Below are 25337 nucleotides of genomic sequence, written 5' to 3'. Positions count from 1 at the left end.
CTCTGCGGCTCGACTGCACTGTTGCTGTACTGTGCCGAGCCGGGCAGTGCTGAGAGCCGGTTAGGGCCCTCGGTCTTCTGTGCTGTAGCAGCCTGCCCTGCGGAGGCGTTTGCCTCCCTGCGGGTGTCAGCCTGCACAGCCTGCGGGGATTCTTCCGGCGTCGCCTCGGCGTCCTGGTATCGTTCCAGGCCGAGGAAACCCGCCAGACGGCTTTGCTTCGCCATGATTCTCTCGCTGTTCTTTGCTTGTGGTGTACAGGGTCTGCCGTGGTGCTTCATCAGAAGGTGTGTGTGCGTGACGGTACGTCATGCACCGGCATGTATATATTACCAGCGCCCACCCCGCGCGGGCGGTCAGGGCACCGATGATTATGCCACCGAACAGCAGGCCCGGAACTATAACCTTTGAAGGGTCGCGGTTGAATAGGGTTTAGAGCGCCGGGCGCTGACCCATAATGTCGCTACCCACACGCACGCAGGTTGAACCCCAACGCACCGCCGCCTCCAGGTCGCCGCTCATGCCGGCGGAAATCTCAGTCGCATGCGGTACCTGCTCACGCACCAGCGACGCCAAGCCGTACAGCTTCTCGAACGCCTCATCCGGGTTCATGCCCAGCGGCGCCACCGCCATCACGCCACCGCAACGCAGGTGCTCGTGGTTCTCAATGCGCTCCACCAGCTCCAGAAGCTCGGATGCACTCGTACCACCGCGCGCACCCTCGGCGGCGTGGCCAGCGGTCGCAACCTCCGCCAGGGACACCTGCACCAGGCAGGTCAGCGCCCCCTGCTCCGCCGCGGCGGGTGCGGGCGCCTCCCCCGCCTCAAAGCGGGAGAGCTGGTTCGCGTACGCCTTCGCCAGAGCGTCCGCCAGGGAGGGGCGGTCCACCGAATGCACACTGGAAGCGTACTTGACCACGGACTTCGCCTTATTCGTCTGCAGCTGGCCGATGAACGCCCAGTGCGGGGGCTGCACCTCACGCTGGGCGCAGTAGGCGGCAAGCTCACGAGCCTTCGCGCTCGCCTCCTGGTCGCGGTTCTCGCCGAAGAGGGTCACTCCCCCATCCAGCAGCGCCGCAGCGTCGGAGGCGGGGAAAAACTTCGTGACCGTCACCAGCTGCACCGGGGCGCTCGCCTCGGTGCGCACCGCGCTATGGTCCTGCTCTGCGGTGCGGATGCGCTCAAGCACGCGGCGGTAGTTCTGCAACAACTGCTCGGCACGTTCGGGAGTGTACTGCAGGCTCTCTTCTGTGTTCATTTCAGACATCTTCTCTCCTTCAGCGGCTCTCTATCTTTAGCGACTCTGTCTTTAGCAGCTCTAGGCGGCGGGCTCCGCAAGCTTCTCAAGCCACACCAGACCCGCAATACGGCCCGGCTTCTCACCGCGGTTCGTGAACCCGCGATGCGAATACACCTCGGGCTCCTCAAAGGTGCACTGCGCACAGTCCATGCTCACCTGCACGCCCGCCTCCTCCAGCACGGCGCGGGCGCCGGCGGGCAGATCCAGACCGGGGGTCTGCTGGGCGGTCACCGAATGCACCTGCGGAATCAGCTCGGTGGACTCGGTGCGCATCGCCTCGGGCACCTCGTAGCAGCTACCGCAAATGCTCGGACCCAGCCAGGCGGTAATTTTCTCCGCGCCAAGCTGACGCATCCGCTGCACGGTCTGCTGGAGCACGCCGTCGAGCAGGCCTCGGCGGCCAGCGTGAGCCACCGCCAAGATTGGTTGCCAGTTCGCGACCCGCTCACCCACAAGCACCACGGGGATGCAGTCCGCAACCATAATCGCCAGGGGCACGCCCTCGGTGCTAATCGCCGCATCGGCAACCGGTGAGTTCTCCAGCACCGCGCGGGCACGCTCGACGGTGCGCTCCTGCGGGGCACCGGGGGCGTAGGACTCCACCTCGTAGTCTTCCGGGTAAGCAATCTGCACGCCGTGCACCTGGTTCAGGTAGAAGAACGGCTCAGTACCCAGCGCTTCCTCCAGCGCGGCACGGTGGTTGAGGGTACGCACCAGGGAGGCATCCATACCGCCACCCAGTTCATCGTCCACGTGCAGACCCAGGTTGCCCGCCGCGCGGGAGGTGAAACCCACCCGCACACGCCAAGAACCCAAGGTGCGGGTATCGGCTGAGGCAAGTAGCGGAGTTTTGGGAGCGTCGCTCATCGGTCTATTCCTTCATCAGATGTCAGCAGGTATAACGGCGGGTATAGCAAAGGGGAGCCGAGAACCGCACAAAGTGCGTGTTTCTCAGCTCCCCTATAGCTTCATAAGACTCTCAGCCGTGCAACGCCTAGGCGTTCACAGCCGGGCAGACTACTTCAGGAAGTCAGGGACATCCAGGGTGTCGCGGCGAGCCGGAGCTTCCTCCACAACCGGGGGAAGGTCAACGTCGAAGCCAGCAGCGCCGGTGGAAGCCGGAGCAGCAGCGGGTGCGTTGTAGCCGTAGCCGTTAGCAGCCGGAGCGGTGGAACCGCCGAAGGATGCCTGGGTGCGCTGAGCCTGAGTAGCAGCAGCAGTGGAAGCGTTGGAGTTGGTCTCCGGGTTCACTGCGTCGAAGCCAGCAGCAATCACGGTCACGCGAGCCTCATCGCCCAGTGCGTCGTCAATAACCGCACCGAAGATGATGTTTGCGTCGGGGTGAGCCACTTCCTGAACCAGGCGTGCAGCCTCGTTGATCTCGAACAGACCCAGGTCGGAGCCACCCTGAATGGACAGCAGAACGCCGTGTGCACCGTCGATGGATGCTTCCAGCAGCGGCGATGCGATAGCCAGCTCAGCTGCCTTCACTGCGCGGTCCTCACCGGATGCCGAGCCGATACCCATCAGAGCCGAACCTGCACCCTGCATGACGGACTTAACGTCAGCGAAGTCAAGGTTGATCAGGCCGGGGGTGGTGATCAGGTCGGTAATGCCCTGCACACCGGAGAGCAGAACCTGGTCAGCGGACTTGAATGCGTCCAGCATGGAGACGTTGCGATCCGAAATCGACAGCAGTCGGTCGTTCGGAATAACGATCAGGGTATCAACCTCATCGCGCAGAGCAGCGATACCGGTCTCAGCCTGGTTGGAGCGGCGACGACCCTCGAAGGTGAAGGGGCGGGTCACCACGCCAATGGTCAGAGCGCCGAGGGAGCGGGCAATACGTGCCACGACGGGTGCGCCACCGGTACCGGTGCCACCGCCCTCACCTGCGGTCACAAAGACCATGTCTGCGCCCTTGAGGACTTCCTCAATTTCCTGCGCGTGATCCTCGGCTGCCTGACGGCCAACCTCGGGGTTTGCGCCCGCGCCAAGACCGCGGGTCAGCTCACGACCAACGTCCAGCTTAACGTCTGCATCGGACATGAGCAGAGCCTGAGCGTCAGTGTTGATAGCAATGAACTCAACGCCGCGCAGACCAACCTCAATCATGCGGTTGACTGCGTTGACGCCACCGCCGCCGATACCAACGACCTTGATGACTGCCAAGTAGTTCTGGGGAGTTCCAGCGTCCATGTATTCCTCGATTGTTCCGTGTTCCAGCTTCGGAAGACCCGCAGCTTAATCTAAGCCTGAAGGTTTCCTCTAAAGAATGACTTTATCTGCTAGGATACCAAACTGTTTTTGTTGGTTCCTAGTCACACAGCGCAATTACCCCCTCTTTTTGCGGATTTCACACAAAAAGGGAGGATAAAGCGCCTGAATGGTTCCCCTAGCGGGTCACCGGTACGCGCGGGGCAGACACGTCATAGACGGTCACCTTCTGCGTCTGTGCTTCGGAAGATTTCTCCTCCTGGGCACGCTTGGCAATAGCCTGGCGCAGGGAGAGAAGAACCTTAGCCTTCAACTCGCTCTCTTCAGCGGTTCCCCACTGCACCGTAGTATTATCCCTCAAGGTTAGAGTGATACTTGAGGTTGAGGTAGCGCTGGCTTCCTTAACCTGAGCTAAAAGTTCAGAGGGCATCGCCGAAAGCGCCGTAGAAATAGTGTGGAATTCAGCCGAAGTCTGCGGGTCATCACCGCTGAAACGCACCAGCGGCACCGAGGTATCGGGCTGAGTTGCCGACTCCAGCAGGCTCACACCATCACTATCAACAGTATGGTACGTATCGCCCTGCTTCACAACCGCAACCGCGGTACGCTCCTTCAGAGTCACCACCAGCTCATGCGGCGGGCGGCTCTCCACCTGCACGCTACGAATCACGTTATCCTGCCCGATCAGCTCACGCACCTTCTTCTCGTCGATGCGAGTGAGCGGAACACCGCGCAGGGGCTCCAGCTTCTGCTCCACCTGAGTGGTCTCCAGCAGGGATGCGCCGCGCACCGTAATCTTCTGAGTCGCCAACAGAGGCGAGAAGAAGACCAGCACCACGTACAGCACCGCAATAATAACCAGCGCCGAAGCGGTGTACAGCAGCTTACGGGCACGGGTCAGAGGCGCACGCTCCTTACGGGGGCGCTCCTCAGCACGCAGACCGTCCAGGCCCGGATCCTGACGCAGACGCTCACGCTGAGCCTGACGGCTCGCACGCTCACGCTCCTTCTCAATCTCCGCGGCACGCTGCTGCTCACGCTCGGCACGCCAACGACCGAAACGGCTCGTGGGGCGAGGCTCTTCAGCAGCCTTCTCCCCCGCCTTATCAGTGCTCTTGTCGGCGCTTTCCTCAGCCTTCTGGGCGGCAGGCTCTTCGCGAGACTCAGCAGAGCCGGCAGATGCCTTACCGGAGGCGGGCTTCTTGTCAGAGCCCTTATCGCTGTCCTTGCCGGCGCTCTTCTCATCCTGAGCGGACGCTGCCTGAGCGGACGCTGCCTGAGCGGACGCTGCCTGAGTAGATGCAGGCTGAGCAGACGTTGCTTTAGACGAAGAATCCTCAAAAGCTTCTACGTCAAAAAGCTCGGGAGCGTGCTCAACCTCAGACACGGTGCGACCGGTCATCAGAGCCGAACGCACCGAATCCTTCAAAGACTGCGCCGAAGAATGCACCGCTGCAGCGCTCTTCTGTGCCGAAGAATCAGCACCGTGCTGAGCGGAAGCCTTATGCACCACGGGCTTACGCGGCGCATGGCGAACAGGGCTCGAAGACTGGCTAGCGGCTGCCTGGGTTGCGCCCTCGGAGGCGGTAGCTTTGGCGGGCTTCACGGCTTCTGCAGACTTCGTGGCTTCCGCGGGCTTTGTAGCCCCAGCAGCCTCTGCGCTCTTCACAGCCTGCGACTGCGTAGCCTGCAGCTGCACAGATTCAGTCTGTACAGTCTCAGCCTGTGCCGCCGCGCCCTGCGCGTTCTCAGCTGCCTGCTGGGCACGCAGACGAGCACGCGAACGCGGGGCCTTCGGCACGCGCGAGGAGGAATGCCCCTCCGAAGAGAGACCAGAACTCATCGGCACAGCCTAAGCCTCCGACTTCTTCGACTCGCCACCGTGACGAACCTGCAGGGACTCCAGCAGACGAGCACCCAAAGCGGTCACGTCACCGGCGCCAACGGTCATCACAATATCGCCGTCCTGAGCGCACGCCACGATATCCTCAATAGCGCTCTCAGCGGTAGCGTAACGAACCTCAGAGAAACCAGCACCGGTAATCAGCTCACTGGTCACGCCCTCAATCGGCAGCTCACGAGCCGGGTAAATATCCAGTACATGAGCGCGGTCAGCCATCGACAGAGCCTGCGCGAACTCCTTCGCGAACTCGCGAGTACGCGAGAACAGATGAGGCTGGAAAATCACGTACAGGTTGTGGCCATCAGCCACGGTACGACCGGTCTCCAAGGCACGGAACACCTCGGTCGGGTGATGCGCATAATCGTCAAAGACCTTCACGCCGGCAACCTCACCGCGCAGGGTGAAGCGGCGGTCAGCACCCACAAACTCAGCCAGAGCGGGAGCAATATCGGCAGCCTCGTAACCAGAAATCAACGCCGAAGCAAAAGCCGCAGAAGCATTCAGCTGGTTGTGAATACCGGGCACCTTCAGAGCAATATCCTGCTCACCCTCATAACGCACGCCACGGCACTCAAAAGACCAGGACAGGTGCGACGACGAGGAAGAACCAGCGCTGGTAATCTCGCTAATGCGCAGGTCAGCATCCGCAGACTCACCGTAAGTCACCACAGGCACACCCGCCGCACGAGAACGAGCCGCAAGAGTAGCCGCGCCCGCATCATCAGCGCAGGTCACCACAACGCCGTTAGGCGCCAGCGAACCCACAAAACGGTTGAACGCCTCAAAGACGCGCTCATCGGTCTCATAGAAATCCAGGTGGTCCGGCTCAACGTTCGTCACCACAGCAATAGCCGGGCGGTAACGTACAAACGAGCCGTCCGACTCATCAGCCTCAGCCACAAAAATCGACTCCGGCCCCTGAGCGCCCAGGTGAGCGTTCGTGCCACGACCAGCAATCACAGTACCCACCGCAAACGACGGGTCAGCACCCAGCTGGTCAAACATCACAGAAATCATGGAGCTGGTCGTGCTCTTACCGTGAGTACCGGCAACAGCAACAACCTGAGACTCACCCATCACAGCGGCAAGCGCCTCAGAACGATGCAGCACAGGCAGACCCTGCGCACGAGCGGCAACAAGCTCCGGGTTATCCTCACGAATCGCAGTAGAAATCACCACGGTATCAACGTCCACAATGTTCTCAGCCTGCTGAGGAACACCCACACGAGCACCCGCAGCACGCAAAGACTCAACAGTAGCCGACTCGGCACGATCCGAACCGCTCACCGTCACGCCAGCCTGCAGCATCAGAGCGGCAATAGCACTCATACCCGCGCCACCAATACCGATGAAGTGTACACGGCCCAACTCGCTCATCTTCGCACGCTCAGGGAACGGCGGGTTCAGCGGTGCCGGCAACACCATCTCAAGATTCATCAATTCAGTCATTACTTCTCAGCTGCCTTCAATACTGCTTCAGCCATAACGCGCGCCGCGTCACGGATACCAAGTTCATACGCCGCAGCGCCCATGCGCTCCAGCTCCTCCGGGTTCGCCATAAGAGCCGGAATCTCACGGGCAAACCACTCACCGGTGACTTCTGCATCCTTCACCAGCAGAGCCGCAGACGCCTCCACCAGAGAACGAGCATTCAGAGCCTGCTCACCGTTACCAATGGGAAGCGGCACAAAAATCGCGGGAACACCCACCGCAGCAACCTCACTCACGGTCGCCGCGCCCGAACGCACCAGCAGAAGATCAGCGGCAGCATACACATCCTGCATGCCATTGCTGAACTCAATCTGACGGTAATTCGGGGCGCTCAACAGCTCACCGTTCTCATCCAGAACAGCCTTACCCTTACCGGTAATGTGCAGAATCTGGAAATCCCACTCCGCAAAGTGGTCACGGCACGCCGCCACCGCATTATTCAGGCTCTGCGCACCCAGCGAACCGCCGGTCACAATCACGGTCGGCTTCTGCGGGTCCAAGCCCAGGTTACGGCGAGCCTTCGAACGGTGCGCTTCACGGTTCAGGTAGGCGATCTCGTCCTTCATCGGCATGCCCACCAGGGTTGCGCGCGGGAACGGAGTATTAGGGAACGCCACACCGGTGAACTTCGCAAACGAACCACCCAGGCGGTTCGCCAAACCGGGCTTCGCGTTCGCCTCATGAATCACCACGGGAATCTTAGCGCTCAACGCCGACAGATACGCCGGCGGGCACACGTAGCCGCCCACGCCAACAACCACATCCGCATCTGCTTCCTTGAGGATGCGGCGGGTCTTCGACAGGCCACCAAAGAACTTAGCGGGGAAAGCAAAAGCGGCACGGTTAATGCTACGAGGGAACGCCGCGCGAGGAATAAACTCAATATCGAAGCCGGCCGCCGGAACCAGGTCGGCTTCCATCTTGTCGGCGGTGCCCAGCATCAGAATCTTGGCGTTCGGTTCAAGGTCGCGAACGGCGCGGGCAATCGCAAGCATCGGATTAATGTGACCGGCGGTGCCACCACCGGCGAAGACTATAGAGGGTGCCTTCTTCGTCATAGGTCTCTCTCCCAATACATCGGTACAGCATCATTTTACGCTATCGCACCTGTTCAATAGAGCGCCCTCGCCATTGAGCTATGACTCAACGGCGAGGGCGTTATCTCTTATTCAGCGCATATTCATCACCGGCGGAAGCGCAACCCACATCCCCGCTCCCCCGAACGCCAGCTCTCACGATGCCGGCTACACAGGGTGGGTTCCGTTGGGTTTAGCCCTGCTTACGGGTGCCCCGCTGAGCTGAGTTCCGAGCCACACCCTGAACCGGACGCTGCGCCTGCTGAGCGCCGTTCTTCTGTGTGGTCTTTGCCTGAGCACCCTTTACCTGAGCACCCTGTCGCGGCGCTGCCAGACGCTGAGTACCCTGTCGCTGGGTACGGCGCAGACGATCCTCCGGATGCAACGGCTGCAAGCCCGCAGGCAACGAACCCGACGGACGGTGCTGCGCGGTACGAGGCTGCGCGGGCTGCTTCGGAGCCGCGGGCTTCTGGGCGGGTGCCTTCTGTACGGGCGCCTTCTGGGCGGGGCGAGCCTGAGCGGGCTTACCCTGACCGGTACGCGGCTGAGAATCACGAGCCTGAGCGGATGCCTGCTTCGAAGCAGGCTTCTTCGCGGGAGCACCAGCCGAAGACGCAGGCTTCTGAGACTGCCTCTTCGGAGCGCTCTTCTGCTGAGCCGCCTTCACGCGGGCAGCCTCTTCACGAGCCAGACGCGCCTCCTCGCGAGCACGACGAGCCTCTTCACGAGCCTGAGCCGCCTCACGGCGAGCCTGTTCCTCTTCGCGACGAGCCTGCGCCCGAGCCTGGCGCTCCTGCTCCTTCTGCTGTTCACGAGCCATACGAGCCAGCTCGCGCTGCTGATCCGGTGCAAAACCCAACCAGCGACGCAACGTGCTCTCCGGGCCAAAAACAACCTTCAAAGGATTATGTTCCTTCAGCAGGTGGCCACCAGCAGTCGCACGAGCCGCTTCCTCCTGATCCAGTACATCCTGCAACGGAATACGACGCTTCCAATCAGCATTCGCACGACGAACCTCACGCGCGCTCTGATTCTCAATATTCGACGGTGCCGTCGCGCCACGCAACGGAGTCTGCCGCGCAAACGCCAACAACAAACCCGCCGCAAACAACGACGACAACAGCGACGAACCACCGTACGAAACAAACGGCAGAGGCACACCAATCACCGGCAAAAGACGGGACACCATGCCCATATTGATAATCGCCTGAGAGGTCAGCCAAATCATGATGCCGCCCGTCGCCAAACGCACCAGCGGATCAGTAGTGCGCAGCATAATCCGGACCGCGCAATACACCAGACCCACGTACAGCAGCAGAACCGCCAGCGTACCCAGCAGACCCAGCTCCTCACCAATAATGGCGAAAATGTAATCGTTATGAGCCTCAGCCAGGTAGTTGTACTTCTGACGCGACTGGCCCAGACCAACACCCAGGAAACCACCGGTCGCCAACGCCACCTCACCAGAATTCGCCTGGTCACAGTTAGCGTTCGTACACGAACCCCAAATACCGAAAATACGAGCCACACGGTTCGCGCTACTGAGCACACCCACCAGCGCCAACACCGCAAACGCGCCGCCAATCCTCAGCAACGAGCTACGAGAAGCACCCGCCAGCCACATCATGCCCACAAAGATGAAGCCATACACCATGGCGGTACCCATGTCACCGCCGAGCATAATCAGCAGAACCAGGGCGCCCACACCATAAATCGAAGGGAACAGCGTACGCCAAATACTGCGAGAAATATCGCCGTGGCGGCTGTACACCCACGCCAGCCACATAATAATCGCCAGCTTCGAAAACTCCGACGGCTGAATCTGTACTGGGCCGAGCTTCAACCAGTTACGGTTACCGTTCACCTCAACGCCGACAACCACCACAGCAAGCTGCATGACCAAAGCGGCAATGAGCATCGCGTTCACCACAAACTCCTTGTGGTACCACCCCACCGGGATACGCGTAATACCCGCCATCGCGAGAACGCCCATGACCAAGAACATGATCTGGAAAGAAACCTGCGAGAACGGCGACTGGCCCTGCGAAATCATCGTGACGCTCGAAGCCGACAGCACCATGATGCAGCCAAAAATAGCCAGACCCAGGGTCGTCACCAGTAGCATCACCGGCACATCCCACAGGTCAGCCTTCAAACCACGACGGTACAGCCTACCGGCACGAGCACGGAACGGCGCAGAGAAATCCTCCAAACCGGCTCGCGAAGACGCCCAACGACCACTCGTAGTCGAACGCGCCGAAGAAGCCGAACGCTCCAAAGATGCGCTGGTACTCACATGCCCTCCTATAGGCCTCAACTGCCACGAATCCGTCGTGGCGAATACACGAAAAAGGTTCAGGGGTGGGACACCATTACCATCCCACCCCCGAGAAGAACCCGCAGAAAGCACCCCGGTCACCCGAAGCACCCTCTGCAGGCAACGTCCTAAGAGTCTGCCAGCTGGGCGGCGACAGCGTTCGCAAACGCATCACCGCGCACCGCATAATTCTTGAACTGGTCCATCGACGCAGACGCGGGAGCCATCAGCACGGTATCCCCCGGATGCGCTAGCTCAGCAGCCTTCGCAACAGCCGCGTTCATCACGGCAACACCATCCGAAGAATCAGCCACAGCGGCGGTCATATTGTAAGTCGGAACCTCCGGGGCGTGAGACGCCAACGCCGACTTCAACGCCGCAGTATCAGTACCGATAATCAGCACAGCCTTCAGGCGCTTAGCGTGAGCAGCAATCAGCTCATCGTACTCAACGCCCTTCGACAGGCCGCCAGCAATCCACACCAGCGAGGGGTAACCGCTCATCGAAGCATTCGCGGCGTGAGGATTCGTAGCCTTCGAATCGTTCACCCACATGATGTCGTTCGCGTAGCCCACCAGCTGGTTACGGTGTGCACCGGTCTTGAAGGAACGCAGACCAGCGCCCACAGCCTTCGGGTCAATATCAGCCGCACGGCACAGAGCCGCAGCCGCCAAAGCATTCTCCACGGTGTGCTTCGCGGGCATCTTACCGGGTGCCGGAGCGAGATCCTCCAGAACCGCCAGCTCATACGCCTCGTTGTAACGGTTCTTCAGGAAGGCACGGTCCACCATGATGTCCTCAGCCAGGCCGAGCATCGACACGGCGGGCATCTCAGTGGAGCTGAAGCCAATCGCGCGAGCGCCCTCAATGACATCCGCGTTCTCGACCATGCGCAGGGTATCCACGTGGTCGGTGTTGAAGATGCAGGCAACCTGAGTGTGCTCGTACACGCGAGCCTTATCAGCCTTGTAACGCTCGAACGAACCGTGCCAGTCCACGTGGTCCTCAGCAATGTTCAGAACCACCGAAGCATACGGGGACAGCGAGTAGGTCCAGTGCAGCTGGAAGCTCGACAGCTCCACCGCGAAGAACTCGTAGGGCTCATCGTCGGCAATGGCGTACACGATGGGCATACCCACGTTACCTACCTGAATAGCCTTCTTACCGGCAGCCTTCAGGATGGAATCAACCATACCCACGGTGGTGGTCTTACCATTCGTACCAGTCAGGCACAGCCACTTGGGGGTCGGCAAGCCGCTACGCTCGTTCAAACGCCATGCCAGCTCAACATCGCCCCAAATCTGGATGCGACGCTCGTACGCATCCAGCATCACCGGGTGGTCGGGACGCACGCCCGGGGAAGTCACCACAAGCTCGGGTTCCTGACCGTCCACCAGGGGCAGGGCACGCATATGCTCGGGACCGAGCAGGCCCTCAACCGGGCCGTACGCGTTCTTGTAAATCTCGATGCGCTCACGCTTTTCCGGGGTGTCAGCCCCGTCGATGACGACGATCTTCGCACCCAGCTGTGCGAGCACGTCGGTCACAGCGTCGCCGCTGGTACCCATGCCCACCACGACCACACGCAGGTTAGCCCAGGGGGCACCCCAGTGAGTCAGCTCCGCGAGGCGCTCGTTCTCGTACACCGGGTTCACCGCAATAGCGGCGGCGTTCGCTTCAATGCGAGCGGCGTCCGGCTGTTCAATAGTTGACATTAGTGAATCACTCCAGAAGTCTGCGAGAACCAGTCACCGAAGAACAGCGCCAGGGCAACGAGCACGCAGAGGGCATTAATAACCCAGAGGCGGAACACGGAGTTCACTTCGCCGCTGCTGACGGTACCGGTGGCAACGCCTCGCTTATCAATTGAGTACTTACCGTTGACGCCGACCTTCTCCATGTGGTGGTGGAAGGGGGTCATACGGAAGTAACGGTGCGCGTGCAGGGGCTTCTCCCCCGCTGCCACCGAACGCTTACGGCTGGTCTTGAACACGAACTTCTGCACGATCACAGAGAACACTTCCAGCACGGGAATCAGGGCGATGACCAGCAGCAGCAGCTCGGTGCGGGTGAACAGTGCGAAAGCAACCATTGCACCGCCGAGCGCCAGGGAGCCAGAGTCGCCCATGAAGATCTGTGCCTTCGACACGTTCCACCAGAGGAAGCCAGCCAGCGAACCCACCAGGGAAGCAGCAATCAGCGCCAGCGAGCCGGGGTCGCGCACATCGTAGCAGGCGGTGCCGGCGCCAGCGGAGCAGGCGTGCACGTACTGCCAGATGCTGATGGTCAGGTAGCCGGAGAAAATGGTCATCATGATGCCGCCAGCCAGGCCATCCAGACCATCGGTGAAGTTCACAGCGTTCGTACCGGACAGGGAGATGAGGGTAATCCAACCAACCAGCAGGATGGAGCCGAAGACCGCGCCCGCCGCGAACAGGTCAATGGGCAGGTCACGTACGAATGAGATAGCGGTCGACGCCGGACGCGCACCCGACTCGTTCGGGAACTGGAACGCCAGGAATGCAAAGGGCAGGGTCACAGCCAGCAGGCCGATGGTCTTCTGCTTCTCGGTCAGGCCCTCGTTACCCTTATTGCGGAACTTCATGATGTCGTCCGCCGCACCCACACCGAGCATGCCCAGAGTGAAGGCGATAGTCAGCCACGCGGTAGCGGTCGGTACCGGTGCAGTACCGAAGAACAGGGCACTCACAGCCAGGGTCAAGAAGTAGGCGAGAATCGCCGCGGGGATGAAAATCAGACCCGCCATGGTGGGGGTGCCCGCCTTGTGCTGGTGGGCTGCCGGGCCTTCCTCACGGATGAGCTGGCCAAGCTTCAGGGACTTCATCTTCTTGATGAACACCGGCAGCGCGGTGAGGGAGATGAGGAATCCGAAGATTCCAGCAATCAGCACGGTAATCATAAAGCGCTACCCTTCGTTCGTGGTCTGTTCGGTCGAAGTACGGTCATGGTCGGCGTTAGCTGCGCTGTCCAGGTGAGCGGCAAGGTGGTCGCTCAAGTCGGTGGTCTCAACGAAGTCACCGGCAGAAAGCCAGGTCGGCGCCTGCTCTTCCTCAGCGCCGAAGGTGTACTCGGCAAAAGCAACCTGGTCACCCAGAATGCCCAGCTTCGCGCCGTTCGAGGACTTGAAGAGCACAATGTCGCCGGGGCGAACCTCGGCACGCAGAATCTGCTCTGCTTCTTCCGGGGTCTTCACCCAGGTTGCTTCGTTACCCCAGGAGCCTTCGAGGTGAGCCGCATTGTAGATGGGCTTCGTCTCGTCGCCCACGGCAATCAGCTTGGAAATGTTCATGCGCACCACGAGGCGACCGATGCGGTCGTGCTCCTCCACGGAGGCGTCGCCAAGCTCCAGCATGGCACCCAGCACAGCCCAGGTGCGGTGCGGCTGACCGGTCGCAGGGTCAACGGTGCGGCCCAGCTGCGCCAGAGTGCGCAGTGCCGCCGCCATCGACTCGGGGTTCGCGTTGTAGGCATCGTTAATGACGGTCACGCCGTCGGCGCGGTCGGTGCGCGCCATGCGCCACTTCGAAGCCGCTGCAGCCTTATTGAGCGCGCGAGCAATCTTCTCACCGGAAATACCGCTGTTGTAGGCGATCGTCGCCGCAGCAAGCAGGTTGTGCACGTGGTGCTCACCAATCAGCTGCGAGGAAATCTCGTACTCGCTACCGTCGGGCAGGCGCAGGGTGAATTCGGGGCAGCCTGCGTCGGTGGTGCGCAGGTTCAGCGCCGCCACGTAACGCTCGTAGGGCTGACCGTTCGCGTCGGTCTTCTCGCCCACACCAAAGTAAGTAACGGGGGCAACCGAACGCGAGGCCATGCGCCGCACGCGCTCGTCGTCAGCGTTCAGAGCCAGGGAACCGGTCGGCCGAACCCCCTCAGCCAGCTCACCCTTGGTGCGCTCAATATTGTCCACGCCGCCGAACTCGCCAGCGTGCGCGGTACCAACCTTCAGGATCGCGCCGTGGTCCGGGTGCGCAATATTCGCCAGGTACTCGATGTTGCCCACATGATCCGCGCCCATCTCAATGACCAGGTAGCGGGTGGACTCATCGGCACGGAAAACGGTCAGAGGCACGCCCACCTCACTGTTGTAGGAGCCGACCGGTGCAACGGTCGGGCCCTCAGGGGTGAAAATAGCGGCAAGCAGGTCCTTGGTGGTGGTCTTACCGGCAGAACCGGTAATACCGATAACGGTCAGCTCACCCTGAGCGCGCATCTGCTCAATCGAGTAGCGCGCCAAATCGCCCATCGCCAGCACCACGTCGGGCACCTGGATGCTCGGGTAGGGCACGCCCTGCTCGTCGAGCACCTCACGCTCAACCAGTGCCAGGGTCGCGCCCTTCTCAAACGCCATGGGGATGAACTTGTGGCCGTCAGTGACCGCACCGGGCTTAGCCACGAACAGGGTGCCGGTCTGCACCTCACGGGAGTCGGTGGTGGCGAAGTCTGCGTACACCTGCTCCTCGCGGCCCTCCAGACCGATAGCGGTGCCGCCAGTTGCCTCAATAATCTGGGCGGCGCTGAGCTTAATCATTCTTCACCATACCTTCAGCGGTCTTAGAGTCACTTTCATCGAGCATGCGCTGGTAGTCAGGCAGAATCTCGAAACCGTGCGCACGCAGGGCACGGGCGGTTTCAACGCGGTCGTCCAGGGCGATGTCCACGCCGGCAACATCCTGCTCGGTCTCGTGACCGCGGCCAGCAATCAGGATGGCGTCGTGCTCGCCCGCCAGGGCAATCGCCGCATCAATAGCAGCCGCACGCGGAGAAATATTCAGAATCTGGGTGGCACGGCGGTTCTCAGCCTTCTGCGCGCCCTCCTCAACGGCGGCACGAATCGGAGCCGGGTCCTCACCGTGCGGGTCGTCATCAGTCACGATGACAACATCCGCATTCTGCGCAGCAATCGCACCCATAATCGGGCGCTTGAGCTGGTCACGCTCACCGGTCGCACCGAAAACAATCATGACCTTGCCGTCGCCGGGGCGATCCATCGCCTCCAGGGCACGGGTCAGGCCGTCAGGGTTGTGGGCAAAGTCCACAATCGCGTGCGGAGCCAAAGAAATCAGCTGCATACGACCCGGCACCACCGGAGTCAGAGCCGAACCGGACGCCAGCTCGGGCAGCAGACGCGCACGCTCAGCAGAGTCAGTGTCCAGGTACGCCATGAGAGCCGCCAGCGCAGCATTCGAAACGTTAAAGTCAGCGGGCAGACCGGTGTAGCATTCAACGCTCTCACCGGCGCCATTAGCCACGTGGAATCGGTGGCCCAGACCCTCACGCTGAACCTTCACCACAGCCCAGTCGCGGGCGCCAAACTCTGCGGGCACCTCAGCCAGGCCGGCACCTCGAGCAGTTACCAGACGGTGAACCTGTTGCGCGCCCATCTGCTCGCAAGCGGTGGAGAACATCTTCTCGCCCCACTCGTCATCAGCAGTAATCACAGCCAGCTCGGCGCGCTCGGGGGTAAACAGCTGAGCCTTCGAGTCGAAGTAGTGCTCCATAGTGCCGTGCAGATCCAGGTGGTCCTGGGTCAGGTTCGTGAAGCCAGCAACCGCGTACTTCACGCCGTCCACACGGTGGTAATCAATCGCGTGCGAAGACACCTCCATCGCCGCGCAACGCACCTGATGCTGACCCATAATCGTCAGCAGAGAATGCACGTGAGGAGACTCCGGGGTGGTCATCTTCGAAGGAACCGACACACCATCAATCAGAATCTGAATAGTGCCAATCAGACCGGTCTTCACACCCAGGCCGGTGCGGAACACCGACTCCAGCATGTAGGTGGAGGTGGTCTTACCGTTCGTACCGGTCACCGCGTAACGGTGGGTGGCGGGGAACGAAGCCGAACCATAAATCAGCGCAGCCAACGGACCAACGTACTCGCGCAGGTTCTCAGTCACCAGGACAGGCACCGGCGCCTCACCCAGCAGTTGCGCACCGGCAGCATCCGTCAAAATAGCGGAAGCACCAAGCTTCAACGCACCCTCAGCAAACTGCGCACCGTGCACCTTCGCACCGGGCAGAGCCACGTACAGGTCCTGAGGGCGAACGCCTCGGGAATCCATGCTGATACCGGTGACCTCAACAGAATCACCGGATTCAGAACCCTGAACGCCGCTAGCCGGCTGGGAACTCACCTGAGCACCCAAGCCCTGCAGATGTTCGCGAAGGTGCGCCAAACTCACCGGGCGCACAGAATTCGGGCGCAGAGTCTGAGCGTCGCCGCCCAGCAGGTTCTGGCCGGGTGCGTGAGATGCGGTATCCATCGTCCTTCTTTCCTCCCCGCTGTCCGAAGCGGTGAGCTCTGTATGGTCAATGCGCTCAAGGCACACAGGGTCATTCAATATTCTACGGGCTTTAGGCTTCGACAGGTGTTCAGTATCGGAGCTTCTTCATCACGAATCAGCTGCCGGGTACCTCTCCCCCGCTCGCCTTTAGCTCGTCTTATTGGGGCTATCCTCAGCAAAAATCGGAATCAGGTCCGGCTCTCCGGTAGAACGCGGCACGTTATAGGTGTGCAGGGTCTTCTCCATAATTTTGGAGAACTCCGCCGTCGTACCGTTGACACCCACGCTACCCTCGGGACGCTGCATGGTCACCGCCACCAAGAACTGCGGATTCTCAATCGGCGCCACACCAATGAAGGAAGTCGTGTTGCCGTCGTAGCCGCCCTTTTCACTCGGCGTTTCCGCAGTACCGGTCTTACCGCCCACGCGGTAGCCGGTCACCTTCGCCGGACGGGCGTGGCCCTGCTCCTGCTCCACCACATTCTCCATGAGAGTCAGGCAGGAGGCGGCAGTCTGCTCGCTGACCATGCGTTCGCCAGGCTCCACGGCACGCTTATGTTCGGTACCGTCGGCGTCAATGATCGCGTCCACAATGCGCGGCTTCAGACGAACGCCCTTATTGCCCAGCGCCTGGAAAATCATGGCGGTCTGCAGCGGAGTCTGCGCAACACCCTGACCGAACAGCACAGTGTACTGCTGACGGCCATCCCAATCACGCCAATCAGCAATCAGGCCCTGCTCCTCGCCGGTCAACTCAATGCCGGTGAACTCACCAACACCATACTTCTTTAACCAGTTGTAGCGCTCTTCCTTGCTGAGCTTCTGACCGACCAGCACCGTACCGGTGTTCATCGAGTCGGTAATAATGCCCGAGAAAGTACGCCGCTGCGCCCCGTGATCAAACGCGTCCTTGAAGGTCTGGCCGTCAATCGTGAGGGTCGCGGGCACATCATACACGCTAGTCGGAGTCGTCAGGCCCTGCTCAATCAGCGCCGAAGAAGTCAGCATCTTCTCGGTCGAACCGGGCTCCACGTTCTGCGAAATAGCGCGCGGAGTCATGTCCGCCGCATCCTCAATGGTTGCCGCCCCCGGGTCCATCGTAGAGGAATCAGCAAGAGCCAAAATGGAGCCGTCACGCACATCCATAACAATGGCGGTACACCATTCAGCCTTCAGCTCCTCAGCGCGGGCACGTACCACCTGCTGCGCAAAATACTGCACATCACGGTTAATGGTCAGACGAATATTCTTACCGTCCACCGCCAGGCGCTGCTCTTCCTTAGCCACCGGAATACGCACACCATCAGCACTAATCTCGTAGGTACGCTCACCGGGGGTACCGGCAAGCTCCTTCTCGAAGACACGCTCAATGCCCACCGAGTAGTTACGGGACACCGTGCCGCCCTTGCCGTTGCCGTCGGCCTCTTCAACAATGTTGTACTTGCCGACCACGGAGCCGCCCACACTACCGTTGGGGTACAGGCGCTGGGAGAACGCCTCACCGTAGATGAAGGGCGCGCCCAGGGCATCAATCTTATTGAAAATCTCCGGGGTGATATTCGCCTTGATGACCGAGTACTTGGAGGTGCCGTCCAGCTTGGACTTGATGAACTCGTCAGTAATACCCGGATCAACGGTCTTGAGAATATCGACCATCTCGTACACCAGCTGGTTGGGGGTTACCTCAACCTTCTGGGTACGGTCCTCGTTATAGCGTTTGAAGGTCGCCACGGCACTCTGATCAGCAGTCAGGTTATAACGCTGCACGGTACGCGCCATGACATTGCCGTTAATATCCAGAATCTGGCCGCGCACAGCCGGCAGAACCTGCGAGCGCAAACGCTTCTGACGGGACGCGTTCGCCACCGCACCGGGGTCAAAGCCCTGGCGGATAAACAGGTTGGCACCGATGACGCCCAGAGCGCAGGTGGCTGCGGCGCCTGCGACGAAGCCGCGGCGGGTCAGATCCGGCTGACCGGATGCCGATTCGTTCGCGTTCTTGCGCGCGTCAGAGCTCATGCGGTGGTCCTTTCGCTGGTCTAGTCTATCGGTGATGCTACGCATCCTGTGGTCAATATTGTTTATCGTGCAGCCTGGCTTGCTGCGGGGCTAGCGGCAGGGCTCGGGGCGGCGCTCGGGGCGGCGGATGCAGCCGGGCTGGCAGGTGCGCTATTCGCCGGTGCCGGGTTGGCTTGCTGAGCTGAGTTGGCCTGCTGGGCGGGGCTCGCCGAGGCGCTTGCAGATGCCTTAGCCGCCGCGCTCGCCTGGCCGTGGCGCTGCTGAACGGACTTGTCCGCATCCACAATGCCCTTGGCGTAGCTTTCGTTCGAGCCAGCCGCTGGCGGGGCGATCAGGTTCTCCTGCTTGCTTCCCTCGATGCCGGTCGGGCTTGCCACCGGGGCGGGTGTGCCCTCAATCGTGGAGGACTGCAGGTTCAGGGTCGCCTGCGAAGAGCTCACAAACATACCCAGAGTACTTGCACGAACCGCAAGGTCCTGCGGGGCTTCCTTGAAACCAATCTCCTGCTGTAGCGCCTGGTTTTCTTGCACGAGCTGCTGCTCCTGCGCACGCAAATCCACCATGTCGTACTGGCGGGTCACAATCAGCACGTTCAGCAACAGGATAAAGACCAGGGTCAGCGGGATTGCAGCGAAGACAGCGAGCATGGTGGGCGGGCTGAGCTTGCGTGCTCGGCGGCGTACCGTCGAGAGCGGGTGACGCGACTTCGGCTTCTCCTCGCGGGTCTCTTCGGTACGGGCTGCCGCACGGACGCTCGAGGGCACGCGGCTCGCGTTCGTCGAGGTGCGCTTACCGCCGTGCGAAGCAGCGGTGCTGGCGGGGCGAACCACCGGCTGGGATGCGGTGACCGGCTCCAGACGCGCGGTACGGGTGCGGCCGGAGTGGGCGCGGGTGGAGGCGCGGCTCGCCCCGGTCGATGCGCCAGTAGAGGATGCGCGGGTAGAGCCAACGGCGCTGGGGGTACCGGCGGCAGGGCGCGAGGAACCGGCGCGTCGACTCCGCGGTGCGCCCTGTGTGCGGGTGGGGCGCGGGGATGCGTGCTGGGTGCTCACTCTTCTTCGCTTTCTGTCTTCTACTTGGCGGGGATGCGGATCTTCTCGGCTGCGCGCAGCTTGGCGCTGGCGGCGCGAGAGTTCTGTTCGATTTCCTCGTCGGTAGGCGGTTCGGCGCCGCGGGTAATGATCTTGACGGTGGGCTTGTGCTCTTCAAGCTCCACGGGGAATCCCTTGGGTGCCTTGGAGGTTGCCTCTGCGGTCAGTGCCCTCTTGACGATCTTGTCTTCGAGGCTGTGGTAGCTCATGGCGACGAATCGGCCGCCGAGATTGAGCGCGTCCAGGGCTGCCGGTACGGCGCGTTCGAGGGCTTCCAGCTCGTGGTTCACTTCGATGCGCAACGCCTGGAAGGTGCGCTTGGCGGGGTGACCGCCGGTGCGCTGCGCAGCGACAGGCACGGCCTTCTGGATAATGCGCACGAGCTCGCCGGTGGTTTCCAGGGGTGCGTTGGCGCGGGCGGTGCAGATGGCGCGGGCAATACGCGAGGCGAACTTTTCCTCGCCCCAGTTGCGGATAATGCGGCGCAACTGATCTTCGCTGTATTCGTTGACGACAATGCGGGCGGTAAGCTCATCTTCCGAGTTCATGCGCATGTCCAGGGGTGCGTCGTAGGAGTATGCGAAACCGCGGGTGCGTTCGTCCAGCTGCATGGAGGAGACGCCCAGGTCCATCAGGATGCCGTCAATGCCCTGCACGCCGGCGGTTTCCATGGCGCGGTCAATCTCATCGTAGACGGCGTGAACGGGCACGAAGCGGTCACCGAAGCGTGCCAGACGCTCACCGGCGATGGCGTGCGCCTGCAGGTCGCGGTCAATACCAATCAGCACCAGGTTTTCGAAGCGTTCAAGCAGCGCCTCAGAGTGGCCACCCATGCCGAGGGTGCCGTCAATCACGTAGGCGGTACCGCGTTCCTCAACAGCGCGCTCAATGCCGGGTGCCAGCAAGTTAATGCAGCGGTCCAGCATGACGGGCACGTGGCGTTCGCTGGCTTCACGCTGGGAGAGGTTCTCAATGGATGCGCCGGTCACCTTAGCGGCAGTACCGGATGCGGTCGTACCGGTTTCGGGGGCGTGGTCTACGCTCATGGGTGCTCCTGTGAGAGTTTGTCCTGCGGGATGGCTTACGGAAGAGTAGTGCGGTGGTGATAGAGAGATGCCGGGCGGTAGCCGTCGCACCGGCGAGGTGCCGACTAGAGCAGCGGGCTGAACGGGTCCTCGTCGAGGGAGGCAAATTCAGCTTCGGTGCGGGCGAGGTATTCCTCCCAGGCGGCTGCATCCCAGATTTCTGCGCGGGTACCGGATCCGATGACGACGAGGTTGTCGCTCAGTCCTGCGTATTGGCGCAGTATCGGCGGGATGGTGATACGTCCCTGCTTGTCAGGCAGTTCGTCTGAGGCTCCTGAGAGGAAGACTCGCAGGAAGTCTCGGGCGGCTCGTCCGGGCAGCGGCGCGGTGCGCATCCGCTCGTGGATGCGTTCAAATTCTGCGGCGGGGAAAACGTACAGGCATCGTTCTTGACCGCGGGTCAGAACGAGGCCTGCAGAGAGTTCCTCACGGAATTTGGCGGGAAGGATGATGCGTCCTTTGGCGTCCATTCGTGGTGAGTAGGTACCTAAGAACATTCACTTCACCTCCCCGATGTGTGCCCCTGATGTGTGCCGATGTGCTGAAGCCTGCGGGAGCGGGGTTGCTCCGTAGTTCCTGCAGGTGCCGGTGGCGGGGTGTGCCGAGCCCTGCACCTTCGTCGTTTGCTTGAGGGCACGGCGATAGGACTGACTTTCAGCTTTCCTCTCCACTTTACCCCACTTTCCACCACCTACCCCACCCGGCAGAGTATCTTTTAGTGTTTTTATGCTCTCTTCTGCATTTTTAACGCTGGCACACAGCTTCTACACAGCTTCGAGCATGCGGGCGCTCAGCGCTATGCCCTCATCATGCTTGCCACGCACTGGCTCAACTACAGACTCAATGGCTACAGACCCAATGGCAGGGTCGATTGCGGCAATCAGCATGCTCAGTCCACCAACCTCTAAAGCGCCCATCTCTCACTAGTTCGGGCATAGAAAAAGCGGAAGGCAAGAGAATTCTTACCTTCCGCTTGTGAAGTCTCATTGAAGTCTTGAGACCCTAGAGATCACGGATGCTCAGCCGCGAGAAATACTAACCGCGAGAAAACTATTGGAACAAAGCAGTATTAGAACTGGCCGTTATTGCGCTCGTCCCAGCGGTCCTCCAGACGGTTCATGAAGGAGGAACGCTCCTTCTGCTCACGCTGACGAACACGCGCAGCACCCTCTGCCTTACCGCCCAGGAAGGAATCCACGGGGGTCTTCTTGCTGGTGGTTGCGAAGTACACGCCACCTGCCGCGAAGAGGAAGCCGAATACACCCAGCCAAATCATGTTGGATGCGACCGCACCAATAATGATGCCCAGGCCAATGAGAACGAAGAGAATACCGAGAGCCAGGTGACGAGCACTGAAAACCGGCGCGGTGTTGCCGGTCGAAGACATGGAGGAGGCAAAGTGCGGGTCCTCATTGCTCATGAGTTCTTCGAGCTGGTCCAGAACTTTCTGTTCACGCTCGGACAGTGCCATCGTTTTCTCCTTTGAGGTGTCGCTACTCAAGATGACGTCGGTATCAGCCGGGTTAGCTAGTGTATCAGCTGGTGCGGCGGGCGCTTCTTCCCGTCGTATGTTTCCGGTCGTATGCTTCCCATCGTACCGCGCGGAGTGGGGTTGGCGCATTCTTTTTCGGGCAGAAATACTTTAAGGTCTTCGGCGGAGGGCGCCTCCCCTTCTGTGGTGGCTACCCTCGATCTAGTTCCCTTCCTCTGCCTTTTGCTCGGCCTGCTGATTCGGCGCAGCCACTCCGGAAGCGGGCTTGAGGCTTTCCTGCGAGTATTTGCGGTGAATCGCGTCCATGACGTGCTCCACTTCGGACCATCTGCCGCTCTTCACGAGGCGGGCAGCGGATCCCGAATGAGCACCAGATCCCGAGCGGGCACCGTTCTCCGGACCATTGCCCACTCCCCCGCCGCCTCGTTGTGCTGAGGCAGTTCTGGCGGAGGCGGTTCTGACTGAGGCGGTTCTTGCAGAGCGTGAGCTTGCCGCGTTCTCGATGGAGTCGAAGAGGGTCTGTTGCACCCCGTCTTCTGCACGGGCGAGTTTTTCGGCGCGCACGCCAATGAGTCGCAGGGCGCGTGGCGCCTCCTGACCCACCAGAATTTCATCGGCACACAGGGCTTCCAACGCGAGGGAGGCAATCTGCATGCCAGAGTCCACGGGCACGTTCAGGGGGATAGCGCGGGTGTGCGTTTCGAAGGTGCTGTAGCGGATTTTGAGGCTGAGCCCTCCGGCGAGTTTTCCAGCGGATCGCAGGCGCTTTCCCAGCTTGAGGCTCAGCTCCCGAATAGCAGCGCTCACCTCCTGAGCATCGGTCGTATCGGTCTCGAAGGTGTGCTCGCCACCCATGCTTTTCTCTTCACGCTCGGTAACCACGGGGCGCTCATCAAAGCCGCGCGCCATAGCCCAGAGGTGCTCCCCCTGTGCGGCACCGAAGCGTTCTTTGAGCCAACCCAGACTCATGGAGCGCATTTGGGCGATGGTGTGAATACCGTACCGGGAGAGCTGTTCGGTGCTTTTCGCACCCACGCCCCACAGGTCGGAGACTTTTCGGGGGTCGAGGAATTCTTGAACACGCTCGGGCGGGATGACCCACAGCCCGTTCGGCTTACTACCGGTGGACGCCATTTTGGCGAGTAGCTTATTGGGTGCAACCCCCGCCGAGGAGGGCAGGGATAGCTCCTGCGCAATGCGGTCGCGAGCGCTCTGCGCCAGGGCGACGGGGTCCTGGCCGTGCAGGTAAGCGCCGGTTAGATCCACGAAGGCTTCGTCCACGCTGACCTGCTCCACGTGGGGGCTTAGGTCGTGCAGAATACCCATGACGGCGCGGGAGTAGTGCCGGTAGTCGCCGCGCAGGGGCAGCATGGTAGCGTTGGGGCTGAGGTTTTGGGCGCGGCTGAGCGGCATGCCGGAACGTACCCCGTGGGCGCGAGCCTCGTAGGAGGCGGAGCAGACAACCGAGCGGGGTCCGAGGGGCGCCACGATAATCGGGGTTCCGCGCAGGGCGGGGTTTTCGAGGAGTTCGACGTTGACGAAGAAGGCGTCCATGTCCAGGTGCATAATGACGCGACCGTTCCTTGCGCCGCTAGTCTTGCCGGTTCGTACCTGCCCCATGTCGCCTCCTCTCATAGCTTCTACGCCCACCTACCGAAAATATAGCACATTTCTACGAAAAATCGTGGCATCATATAGTAAACATATTCGTAAATGCGTTCTCTTGGGCTTTTCTCCACTAAGCTAGAAGAAGTGCACACCGCACAACACATGGACCGTACACAGCGACCATCAGCGAGGATAGTATGACTCCCCCTTCTCCTTCCGGAGCACCCACTCCCCAGGCGACCGAGAGCCTCACCGTAGCAGCCCCGAATATCCCGGCGGCTTCTGCGCACCTCGCTGAGCGTATTGCTGAGGAGCAGCGAGCCTACCTGCACGCTTTTGATGCCCTCATGGCGGAGTTTTTTGCCCGTCAGCGCGAGCTGCTCGAGGGTATCTCTCCCGAAACCCTGCCCCTGCTGGAGGCTATCGAGTCCCTCTCCACCGGCGGCAAGCGTCTGCGCGCGCTGCTGAGCTACTGGGGTTGGCGAGGCGCCGGCGGTGCACCCGTAACTGAGGAACGCGCATCCTGGTCTATTGTGAAAGCTGGCATGGCGGTAGAGCTGTTTCAGACCTCCGCGCTGATTCACGACGACATTATTGACCGCTCCGATACCCGCCGCGGCGCTCCCTCCGTGCACAAGCGTTTTGAGGCGGCACACGAGCAGAATAGCTGGCGCGGTGATGCTTTCAATTACGGTCTGACCGGCGGCATCCTTGCCGGCGATCTGACCCTGGCGTGGTCTGCCGAGGTTTTCGCGTCCCTGGGTGAGGGCGCAATCTATGGCGCCCCGGCGCGCACCATTTTTGACCGTATGCGCACCGAGGTTCTGGCGGGTCAGTACCTGGACGTCTACTCCGAGGTTCTTGAAACCGAGGACGCACAGGCGGCTCTGCAGCGCGCCCTGAACGTGATTCGTTTTAAGTCCGCCAAGTACTCCTGCGAGCACCCCTTCACGATTGGTGGTGCCCTGGCTCTGCAGGCTGCCGCACTGGAGAACGGCGCCGGTGCCGTGAGCGAGCAGCACCCGGTACTCGCCGCCTACCGCGCGTTCGGTCTGCCGCTGGGTGAGGGCTTCCAGCTACGTGATGACGAGCTGGGCGTTTTCGGTCAGCCCGAGGTGACCGGCAAGCCTGCCGGCGATGACCTGCGCGAGGGCAAGCGCACCGTGCTGGTGGCGCTCACCTCCGCCGCACTCGATGAGAAGGATGCGGCGCTTCTGCACGATAGCCTGGGCAACCCCGAGCTGAGCGATGAGCAGGTGGAGCGCATCCGCGAGCTGATGGTCTCTTCGGATGCTTTCGCCAAGCACGAGCAGCTGATTGAGCAGAAGTCTCAGGCTGTGTTTGAGGCGCTGGAGGCGATGAACCTGGACGAGCTGGTGCACGCGGCGCTGACCGATATTGTGGGTCGCGCGCTGCGCCGCAAGGCTTAGG

The 25337-nt window shown here is 61.2% G+C and carries 19 protein-coding genes; 1 reads left to right on the top strand and 18 read right to left on the bottom strand.

Annotated features, from left to right (window positions below):
• Positions 1-429: 429 nt before the first annotated feature.
• The 18 genes from AB8E48_RS02765 to dinB all read right to left on the bottom strand — a co-directional run bounded on the left by AB8E48_RS02765 (position 430) and on the right by dinB (position 23918).
• Positions 430-1263 carry a YggS family pyridoxal phosphate-dependent enzyme gene (locus AB8E48_RS02765; RefSeq protein ID WP_368885686.1) on the bottom strand — a complete coding sequence of 278 codons (834 nt, stop codon included), beginning with the start codon at positions 1261-1263 and terminating at the stop codon, positions 430-432.
• A 51-nt stretch (positions 1264-1314) separates the two neighbouring features.
• A complete protein-coding gene (locus AB8E48_RS02760) occupies positions 1315-2163 on the bottom strand; it encodes a polyphenol oxidase family protein (RefSeq protein ID WP_368885685.1) in 849 nt (282 codons plus the stop codon).
• 150 nt (positions 2164-2313) lie between these two features.
• On the bottom strand, positions 2314-3495 hold the full coding sequence (ftsZ, locus tag AB8E48_RS02755) for a cell division protein FtsZ (RefSeq protein WP_005506541.1): 1182 nt from the start codon (positions 3493-3495) through the stop codon (positions 2314-2316).
• A 196-nt stretch (positions 3496-3691) separates the two neighbouring features.
• Positions 3692-5356, bottom strand: a complete 1665-nt coding sequence (locus AB8E48_RS02750; RefSeq protein ID WP_368885684.1) for a cell division protein FtsQ/DivIB — start codon at positions 5354-5356, stop codon at positions 3692-3694.
• Between the two features lie 9 nt (positions 5357-5365).
• Positions 5366-6865, bottom strand: a complete 1500-nt coding sequence (gene murC, locus AB8E48_RS02745; protein WP_368885683.1) for a UDP-N-acetylmuramate--L-alanine ligase — start codon at positions 6863-6865, stop codon at positions 5366-5368.
• The gene (gene murG / locus AB8E48_RS02740; RefSeq protein WP_368885682.1) at positions 6865-7965 is read right to left on the bottom strand and encodes an undecaprenyldiphospho-muramoylpentapeptide beta-N-acetylglucosaminyltransferase; all 1101 of its coding nucleotides are present in this window, start codon (positions 7963-7965) and stop codon (positions 6865-6867) included. Before murG ends, murC begins: the two co-directional genes overlap by 1 nt.
• Positions 7966-8176: 211 nt before the next feature.
• Positions 8177-10279: an FtsW/RodA/SpoVE family cell cycle protein gene (locus AB8E48_RS02735; RefSeq protein ID WP_368885681.1), complete on the bottom strand. Its 2103-nt coding sequence runs from the start codon at positions 10277-10279 to the stop codon at positions 8177-8179.
• Positions 10280-10428: 149 nt separating this feature from the next.
• Positions 10429-12015, bottom strand: coding sequence for a UDP-N-acetylmuramoyl-L-alanine--D-glutamate ligase (gene murD, locus AB8E48_RS02730; protein WP_368885680.1), 1587 nt, complete (start codon positions 12013-12015; stop codon positions 10429-10431).
• Positions 12015-13220, bottom strand: a complete 1206-nt coding sequence (gene mraY, locus AB8E48_RS02725) for a phospho-N-acetylmuramoyl-pentapeptide-transferase (RefSeq protein ID WP_368885679.1) — start codon at positions 13218-13220, stop codon at positions 12015-12017. The genes murD and mraY overlap by 1 nt, the downstream gene beginning before the upstream one ends.
• A 6-nt stretch (positions 13221-13226) precedes the next feature.
• Positions 13227-14852, bottom strand: a complete 1626-nt coding sequence (locus AB8E48_RS02720; RefSeq protein WP_368885678.1) for a UDP-N-acetylmuramoyl-tripeptide--D-alanyl-D-alanine ligase — start codon at positions 14850-14852, stop codon at positions 13227-13229.
• The gene (locus tag AB8E48_RS02715) at positions 14845-16590 is read right to left on the bottom strand and encodes a Mur ligase family protein (protein ID WP_368885677.1); all 1746 of its coding nucleotides are present in this window, start codon (positions 16588-16590) and stop codon (positions 14845-14847) included. Before AB8E48_RS02715 ends, AB8E48_RS02720 begins: the two co-directional genes overlap by 8 nt.
• A 168-nt stretch (positions 16591-16758) precedes the next feature.
• Positions 16759-18630: a peptidoglycan D,D-transpeptidase FtsI family protein gene (locus tag AB8E48_RS02710; protein ID WP_368885676.1), complete on the bottom strand. Its 1872-nt coding sequence runs from the start codon at positions 18628-18630 to the stop codon at positions 16759-16761.
• Between the two features lie 62 nt (positions 18631-18692).
• Positions 18693-19682 (bottom strand): amino acid ABC transporter ATPase, encoded by a 990-nt coding sequence (locus AB8E48_RS02705; protein ID WP_368885675.1) that lies wholly within the window; start codon positions 19680-19682, stop codon positions 18693-18695.
• A 20-nt stretch (positions 19683-19702) separates the two neighbouring features.
• Positions 19703-20767 carry a 16S rRNA (cytosine(1402)-N(4))-methyltransferase RsmH gene (rsmH, locus tag AB8E48_RS02700; RefSeq protein ID WP_294602665.1) on the bottom strand — a complete coding sequence of 355 codons (1065 nt, stop codon included), beginning with the start codon at positions 20765-20767 and terminating at the stop codon, positions 19703-19705.
• A gap of 104 nt (positions 20768-20871) precedes the next feature.
• Complete coding sequence (gene mraZ, locus AB8E48_RS02695) at positions 20872-21303, bottom strand: division/cell wall cluster transcriptional repressor MraZ (RefSeq protein WP_070688007.1); 432 nt, start codon at positions 21301-21303, stop codon at positions 20872-20874.
• Between the two features lie 267 nt (positions 21304-21570).
• Complete coding sequence (locus AB8E48_RS02690; RefSeq protein WP_368885674.1) at positions 21571-21723, bottom strand: hypothetical protein; 153 nt, start codon at positions 21721-21723, stop codon at positions 21571-21573.
• 152 nt (positions 21724-21875) lie between these two features.
• Positions 21876-22277: a DUF3040 domain-containing protein gene (locus tag AB8E48_RS02685; RefSeq protein ID WP_005506566.1), complete on the bottom strand. Its 402-nt coding sequence runs from the start codon at positions 22275-22277 to the stop codon at positions 21876-21878.
• A 222-nt stretch (positions 22278-22499) separates the two neighbouring features.
• The gene (dinB, locus tag AB8E48_RS02680; RefSeq protein ID WP_368885673.1) at positions 22500-23918 is read right to left on the bottom strand and encodes a DNA polymerase IV; all 1419 of its coding nucleotides are present in this window, start codon (positions 23916-23918) and stop codon (positions 22500-22502) included.
• Between the two features lie 185 nt (positions 23919-24103).
• On the opposite strand from dinB, the gene AB8E48_RS02675 reads away from it, so the two are divergent.
• The gene (locus AB8E48_RS02675; protein WP_368885672.1) at positions 24104-25336 is read left to right on the top strand and encodes a polyprenyl synthetase family protein; all 1233 of its coding nucleotides are present in this window, start codon (positions 24104-24106) and stop codon (positions 25334-25336) included.
• The last annotated feature ends 1 nt before the right edge of the window (position 25337 follow it).

Origin of the sequence: Rothia mucilaginosa (genome assembly GCF_964211445.1) — a bacterium.
Classification (GTDB): Bacteria; Actinomycetota; Actinomycetes; order Actinomycetales; family Micrococcaceae; genus Rothia; species Rothia mucilaginosa_E.
This window is presented reverse-complemented; position numbering and strand designations above follow the sequence as displayed.